The sequence below is a fragment of the Thermococcus sp. genome, from assembly GCF_026988555.1.
GTDB lineage: Archaea > Methanobacteriota_B > Thermococci > Thermococcales > Thermococcaceae > Thermococcus.
This window is the reverse complement of sequence record NZ_JALSLB010000001.1, coordinates 1-5,337: the sequence shown is the minus strand read 5'-3', so window position 1 is coordinate 5,337 and position 5,337 is coordinate 1. Positions and strand designations below refer to the sequence as shown.

At 54.8% G+C, this 5,337-nt stretch carries 7 protein-coding genes; 3 read left to right on the top strand and 4 right to left on the bottom strand.

The annotated features are described in order from the left end of the window. Positions 1-459 (top strand): NADPH-dependent FMN reductase (locus MVK60_RS00035; RefSeq protein WP_297435168.1); only part of this gene is annotated, 459 nt, incomplete at its 5' end. Here MVK60_RS00035 and MVK60_RS00030 read toward each other — a convergent pair. Next, the gene (locus MVK60_RS00030; RefSeq protein WP_297435166.1) at positions 456-1,022 is read right to left on the bottom strand and encodes an Lrp/AsnC family transcriptional regulator; all 567 of its coding nucleotides are present in this window, start codon (positions 1,020-1,022) and stop codon (positions 456-458) included. The genes MVK60_RS00035 and MVK60_RS00030 overlap by 4 nt on opposite strands. A 92-nt stretch (positions 1,023-1,114) precedes the next feature. On the opposite strand from MVK60_RS00030, the gene MVK60_RS00025 reads away from it, so the two are divergent. Continuing rightward, positions 1,115-1,312, top strand: a complete 198-nt coding sequence (locus tag MVK60_RS00025; RefSeq protein ID WP_297435164.1) for a DUF2892 domain-containing protein — start codon at positions 1,115-1,117, stop codon at positions 1,310-1,312. A 9-nt stretch (positions 1,313-1,321) separates the two neighbouring features. Continuing rightward, positions 1,322-2,077, top strand: a complete 756-nt coding sequence (locus MVK60_RS00020) for a cytochrome b5 domain-containing protein (protein WP_297435162.1) — start codon at positions 1,322-1,324, stop codon at positions 2,075-2,077. A 1,624-nt stretch (positions 2,078-3,701) separates the two neighbouring features. Here MVK60_RS00020 and MVK60_RS00015 read toward each other — a convergent pair. From MVK60_RS00015 to MVK60_RS00005, 3 genes are all read right to left on the bottom strand, one after another. Then, complete coding sequence (locus MVK60_RS00015) at positions 3,702-4,229, bottom strand: DUF998 domain-containing protein (protein WP_297435170.1); 528 nt, start codon at positions 4,227-4,229, stop codon at positions 3,702-3,704. 65 nt (positions 4,230-4,294) lie between these two features. Next, positions 4,295-4,897, bottom strand: coding sequence for an indolepyruvate ferredoxin oxidoreductase subunit beta (gene iorB, locus MVK60_RS00010; protein ID WP_297435160.1), 603 nt, complete (start codon positions 4,895-4,897; stop codon positions 4,295-4,297). Continuing rightward, the coding region (locus MVK60_RS00005; protein ID WP_297435158.1) for a 4Fe-4S binding protein at positions 4,894-5,337 on the bottom strand (444 nt) is incomplete at its 5' end. The genes MVK60_RS00005 and iorB, both read right to left, overlap by 4 nt.

The window sequence follows — 5,337 nt, the reverse complement described above, 5'->3', positions numbered from 1 at the left end:
ATAGACGTCAGGGACTACCTCCTGGCCTACACCCACCGCTGGAAGGTAACGCCCGAGATGGAGGCCTACAGGAACAAAATCCTTGAGGCCGATGCCCTCGTCATAGTTGCCCCCGAGTACAACGGGAGCTATCCGGGGGAGCTGAAGATCCTCCTCGATACCATCTACGACGAGTATGAAGGACTGCCCCTGGGCATCGCCACAGTCTCCAGCGTTACCGGGGGAGTAAGGCTCCTCATGGAGCTCAGAACGGCCGCGGTGAACTACCGCATGCTGCCGGTCGGGCAGGTTCTCTTCTACAACGTCGACGACCTGTTCGATGGTGAAGAGCTGAAGGACGAGAAGTACAAAGAACGGGTTGAACGGCTTTTCAGGGCCCTTGAGAAGTACGCCAAGGCCCTGAGGCCGATAAGGGAGGAGGTAAGAGATAAACTGAGGGAGAAGATAGAGGGAGTCTAATCCCTACCACCTCCCCCCAATCCCATGAAGTAAACCGTCGCCGGACAGCCCATACATTTCTTGCCGTAGATGTAGCACTCCGTGCAGACCTTCCCGCAGGGGGCAACTTTCCTCGTCGGCTCCAGCTTGAAGTCAACGAACTCTGGATAGGCCGGAGACGAACCGAGGGAGACGTCCATCTCCTTAACCGACTCCATGGGCCGTATCGTGTTTTCTATGGTAGCCTCAAGGGCAGAGTAGCTCTCCGCTATGAGAGCCAGGTTTAGGTTGTACTTACCGGTTGTCGTGGCGACGAAGACCGTTCTCGGGCATCTTGCAAAAACATCGGCCAGCTTCTCGGCCTCGTCCATGCTCCGAACCTTGAGGTTCACCACCGCGGAGACAAAGTTCCTCTTCCTGATGTTCAGCAGTGCCTGAACCCTTAAGTCCCCCCGCCTCTCCAGCTTTTCAAGCCTCTCCCTTGCGGAGGGGTGGCTTATCCCCAGCTCCCTCGCTATCTCGGACACCTTCATCCTGCCGTTCTTCCTCAGCAGGCGGTATATCAGCAGGTCGCGTTCGTCCATAAAACCACCTTCATTTTGAAGGTTTTTGCCTTCAATTTCCTGGGAAATAAATATAACCATTTCGAAATTTTCTAAAAATCGAGGTGATTTCGATGGAGAGAAACGAGAGGACCGTAGACAGGATCCTCAGAATAGTGATAGGCATTGTCCTTCTCGGCCTCTGGGCGGGCATGAACGTGCCCTACGAGACCGTGCTTCTGATAGTTGGACTTATAGCACTGGTGACCGGGCTGACGGGGTTCTGTGCAATTTATAAACTCCTGGGCATAAGTACCTGCAAAGAGTGCTGAGGTGAAAGGGTGAAGCGCGTAACCAAGGTGCTCATAGCATCGGGGGAGCTGCTGATAGCGGTAAGCCTGGTGCTGGTGGCAACCGGCCTGGCAATGAACGATCCGACGTCAACCCTTGGTTCGCTGATGAGCTATGAAACGGCCAGGAGAGCCCACACCATAGCGTCGTACCTCTTCATCCCCCTCTTTTACGCCCACGCAGCGGCGGGCATATACATAGCCCTCGGAAGGTTCGAGAGCCCGAAGAGGCCAGGGGTCAGGAAAGCAGTGCTATCGGTGTGGACGATTGGGATAGCGGTGCTGGTTGTTTCCTGGCTGATCCCCCAGGGGAGCCTCTCTGTGCCCCCGAGCGTCTCCGCCAGCACGGTTCTGACCCTCGAAGAGGTCGCGAAGCACAGCACCGAAAACGACTGCTGGGTCATAGTCGAAAACAGGGGCTACAACGTTACGTCGCTGATAGACACCCACCCCGGAGGGAGGGAGGCCATACTGGAATACTGCGGCACAAACGCGACCGAGGTCTTTTTCAACGAGCACACTGAAAGGGATTATGGAGTACTCCAGCAGTATTACATCGGCACAATATGGGAGCCTTTGATACAGACAAAATCTTCTGGGAGTGGCAGGAGGGTCATGATGACCCGTCCCCTTTCAAGAACCATTGTCGTTCTAATACCAACCGTCCCGTCGGTGTTGAGCACCTTAAAGGCAACCACCCTTATCTCCTCTCCGGCCGCGTTCCTCCCGGTAAAGACCTCGATGTAGGTCCTGTCGAGGTAGTTGCTGGCCAGTCTTTCAGCTGAAGGCTTCTTTGTGCTCTGCTTAGCCCCGGGATCGCCTATCGCTATCAGCGTGTTGCCGTTAGAGTCGGTGATGGCGTAAACTACCACCGTTGAGCTGTAGTTCTCAAGCTTCTCCCATGCGATCGGGATGTAGGGGCCGTTTCCAAAGTCCGTGATGTTGATGGCTTTTGGCTCCGGGACCTCGTTAAATGGTCCTCCAAAGGTTCTCCTGAATACGCCATCAATGAGAGGGCTCACCGTGCATGAGCATTTTTCTTGGGTTCTCATCTCAGCGGAGTAGGCGTTGGTTATGGCGTCCTGGAAGGCGTCGAGGGCCTTCGTTGGGGCCTCAACCGTTATCACTCCGTTGCCGGCCCTCATGTTTATGTTGACGAGCTGTTCGGCAAGCTCCTTGAGGTCTGCCTTCATGACGAGGGTCGTTACGGTGTACCTGCCCGGAAGCAGATAAAGCCCCTCTATCGGGGTCTGAGTAATGTTGTCATCGGTGGTCGGTTCAAATATGAAGGGCGCCACCTGGGGAGCGGGGCACACCACAAGCTCGTCGGGTTCTTCCGGCATTGGAGTTAGCGTGTGGGTGTCAAGGGGCAACGGCTCGTAGCACCATTCCCCGTTATCGTCCACCTCTCCGATGAGCGTTGTGTTAACGGGGGGAACGAAGTAAACGCCATCCTCATCCGGTGAAATTCTCATCACTGTTTTTCCGTTCTCCGGATCAATCAGCCGAAGTTCCCCACCGGTGGCGTTTACAGTCCTTATCTTAACACCGTTCTTAGCGCCGACGGTTATAGATACTATCTGCCCGGCGCCAACGGTTCTTCCGCCCTCGCGGATTGCCCTCAAGCTGCTCCCCGTTCCGAGGTGGTATATCTCAAGGCTCTCCATCCCGTATCCCTGAACCTTTTTCATCCGCTCAACTATTCCTGCCCTGTCCACTTCCTCTATCCCCTTCCCTGAGATGTAGAAGAAGGTTCCCCTCATGCTGTAGAAGGCCTCGATTGGCTCGCCGGTTGTGGCGTTCTCCCAGTAAGCGCTCTCAAGGGCCCCGATTCCTGCAAGGGTTCTCAGGTTGGCCAGCTCGTAGTACTTAAGCTTAGCTAGGTCGTTGAGTATTAGAACCCTCACTCCAGGGTCGTTCTCGTTTCCGGCCATTTCAAGCAGTTCCGCCGAGGATTTATCCCAGCTCATGATCTCTTCACTTTGAAGTTCAAAACCCGTCTTGGCGAGCTTTTCTCTGGCATCCTTTATGGCCACGTCGTACTCATCTATGAGCGCCCTCAGCTCCTTCTCTTTGGACTCCGGCTCATTTCCCGGAGCCGGGCTCTGAGTCGTGGTAGAGGTCTCCGGAGAACTTACAGTTCTCGTAACGTTTCCCTGGTCGATACAGCCCGAGATAAAGGCCCCGACCATCACAATTCCCAAAAGCAGGGCAAGGCCCGCTATCGTTTTTCCTTTCATCTTAAACACCCTCTTCCAGTCACGAGGCAATAAAAAATTAGAAGAACGTCGAGTGACTTATAGTTGTGGTTAGGCGAGCCTGTTATTAATGCTTATGGTTGCAAAGTGGAAAGAATTAAGCGAAAACGCTTTCAGCCCTTAATTGCAACCAGCAGGGTGAACACAGCTATCAGAGCTATCTCGTAGGTCTCTATCAGCGCCACCGAGGGCCAGTGAAGGAAGGTTCCCAGCAGGGCGAGTGCGAAGAGCAGGAGGGAACCATACCGGATGGCCTTATCTTTTGAACCCACTCCATAAATGAGCATTCCCAAGAAAAACTGGACGAAGAAGTAAGTGGAAACGAAGGTGTGGGGCCTAGTGCCGCCGGGGAAAACGCCAATGAGTGCGAGAAATATCGCTGAGATGCTTATGTAAGCCCCTCCAACGGTTTGGAGCTTGTTCCCTGCGGAGAGTATTATGTGTATTGAAAACGCTAAGACGAAGGCAGCGGTGATCATCAGCCCGTAGTTGTATATCCACGGAGAGTTTGCCCCAGCCGTTCCGAGGTCGCTGAGGGCGTTTTCCCAGAAGGAAAACCATGGATTTCTGCTTATGCTCCAAGCCACGAAGAGCCAATACACCACAGCGCCGGCTATTCCTGAGTACTTGAGGTGCCTCATCATGATGAGGGTTAGGCTTCGGAGAAAATAAAGGTTCCGATGGGCCGTCAAAAGAAAAGAGGGGGTCAGAGAAGTGCTTTCATTGCCTCGTAGCCCAGCTCAAAGGCCTTGATGTTCTCCTCAAGGGCTTTCTCCGGCACGCTGGCCTTAACAGCTTCAAGCATGGTTTCCCTGTCTATCGGGAACTCCGGAAGGGCACTCAGAGCGCCGACGAGGACAACGTTCTGCGCCAAGGTCGTTCCAGCCTCCTCTGCGAGTTTGAGGGCGTCTATTTCGTAGAGCTTTGCTCCAGATTCCTTTATCCTGCCGACTATCTCGTCGTAGGTGACGTACTTGTCAGTCCTGCCCTTCACAAAGCCCTCCGTCTCGTATGGATGGTGGATGAGGCGCGTGTTCGTTATGACCGTTCCTCCGGGTTTGAGGAAGTAGATGTACCTAAGCGCCTCCATCGGCTCAAGCGCCAGGATAACGTCCGCTTCGCCGTAGGGTATGAGGGGTGATATGCCCTCACCTATGCGCTGGTGGACTATCACCGAACCGCTCCTCTGGGAGAGCCCGTGGAGCTCGCCGCTGACGACGTGGATTCCCTTCCGCGCACAGGCCTCCCCCACTATGTTGGACATCAGCACTATTCCCTGACCGCCGACGCCGCAGTAAATCACGTTCATTCCCTTCCCCTCCCGATGAGCTTTTCCAGCTCGCGGTAGTCTTCAACCGTCACGTACGGCTTATCCTCGCCGCCGTAGAGGACTGCCGTCGAGTGTATCGCGTTGTGTGGACAGAGCTGGGCGCAGACGCCGCAGCCGATGCAGACCTCCGGAAGTATCTTGGCCTTCTTATCGGTCTCGTCTATGACTATCGCCGGACAGCCGAAGTCGCGGATGCAGTTGTAGGCCCTCTCACAGGCGTTCTTGTCCACAAAGTAGGGGACTATCTTCCCCCCGGCACGGCGGTATTCGCGGAAGTGGTAGAGGGCGCACTCCCCGCGGGATATTATCACGGAAAGGCCGTCGTACTTCAAAGCCTCTCTGAACTTGCCGATGTTCTTCCTCGCCTGGAATGAGTCAACGACGACTATCTTCTCTATGCCCAGCCCCCTCAGAACGGC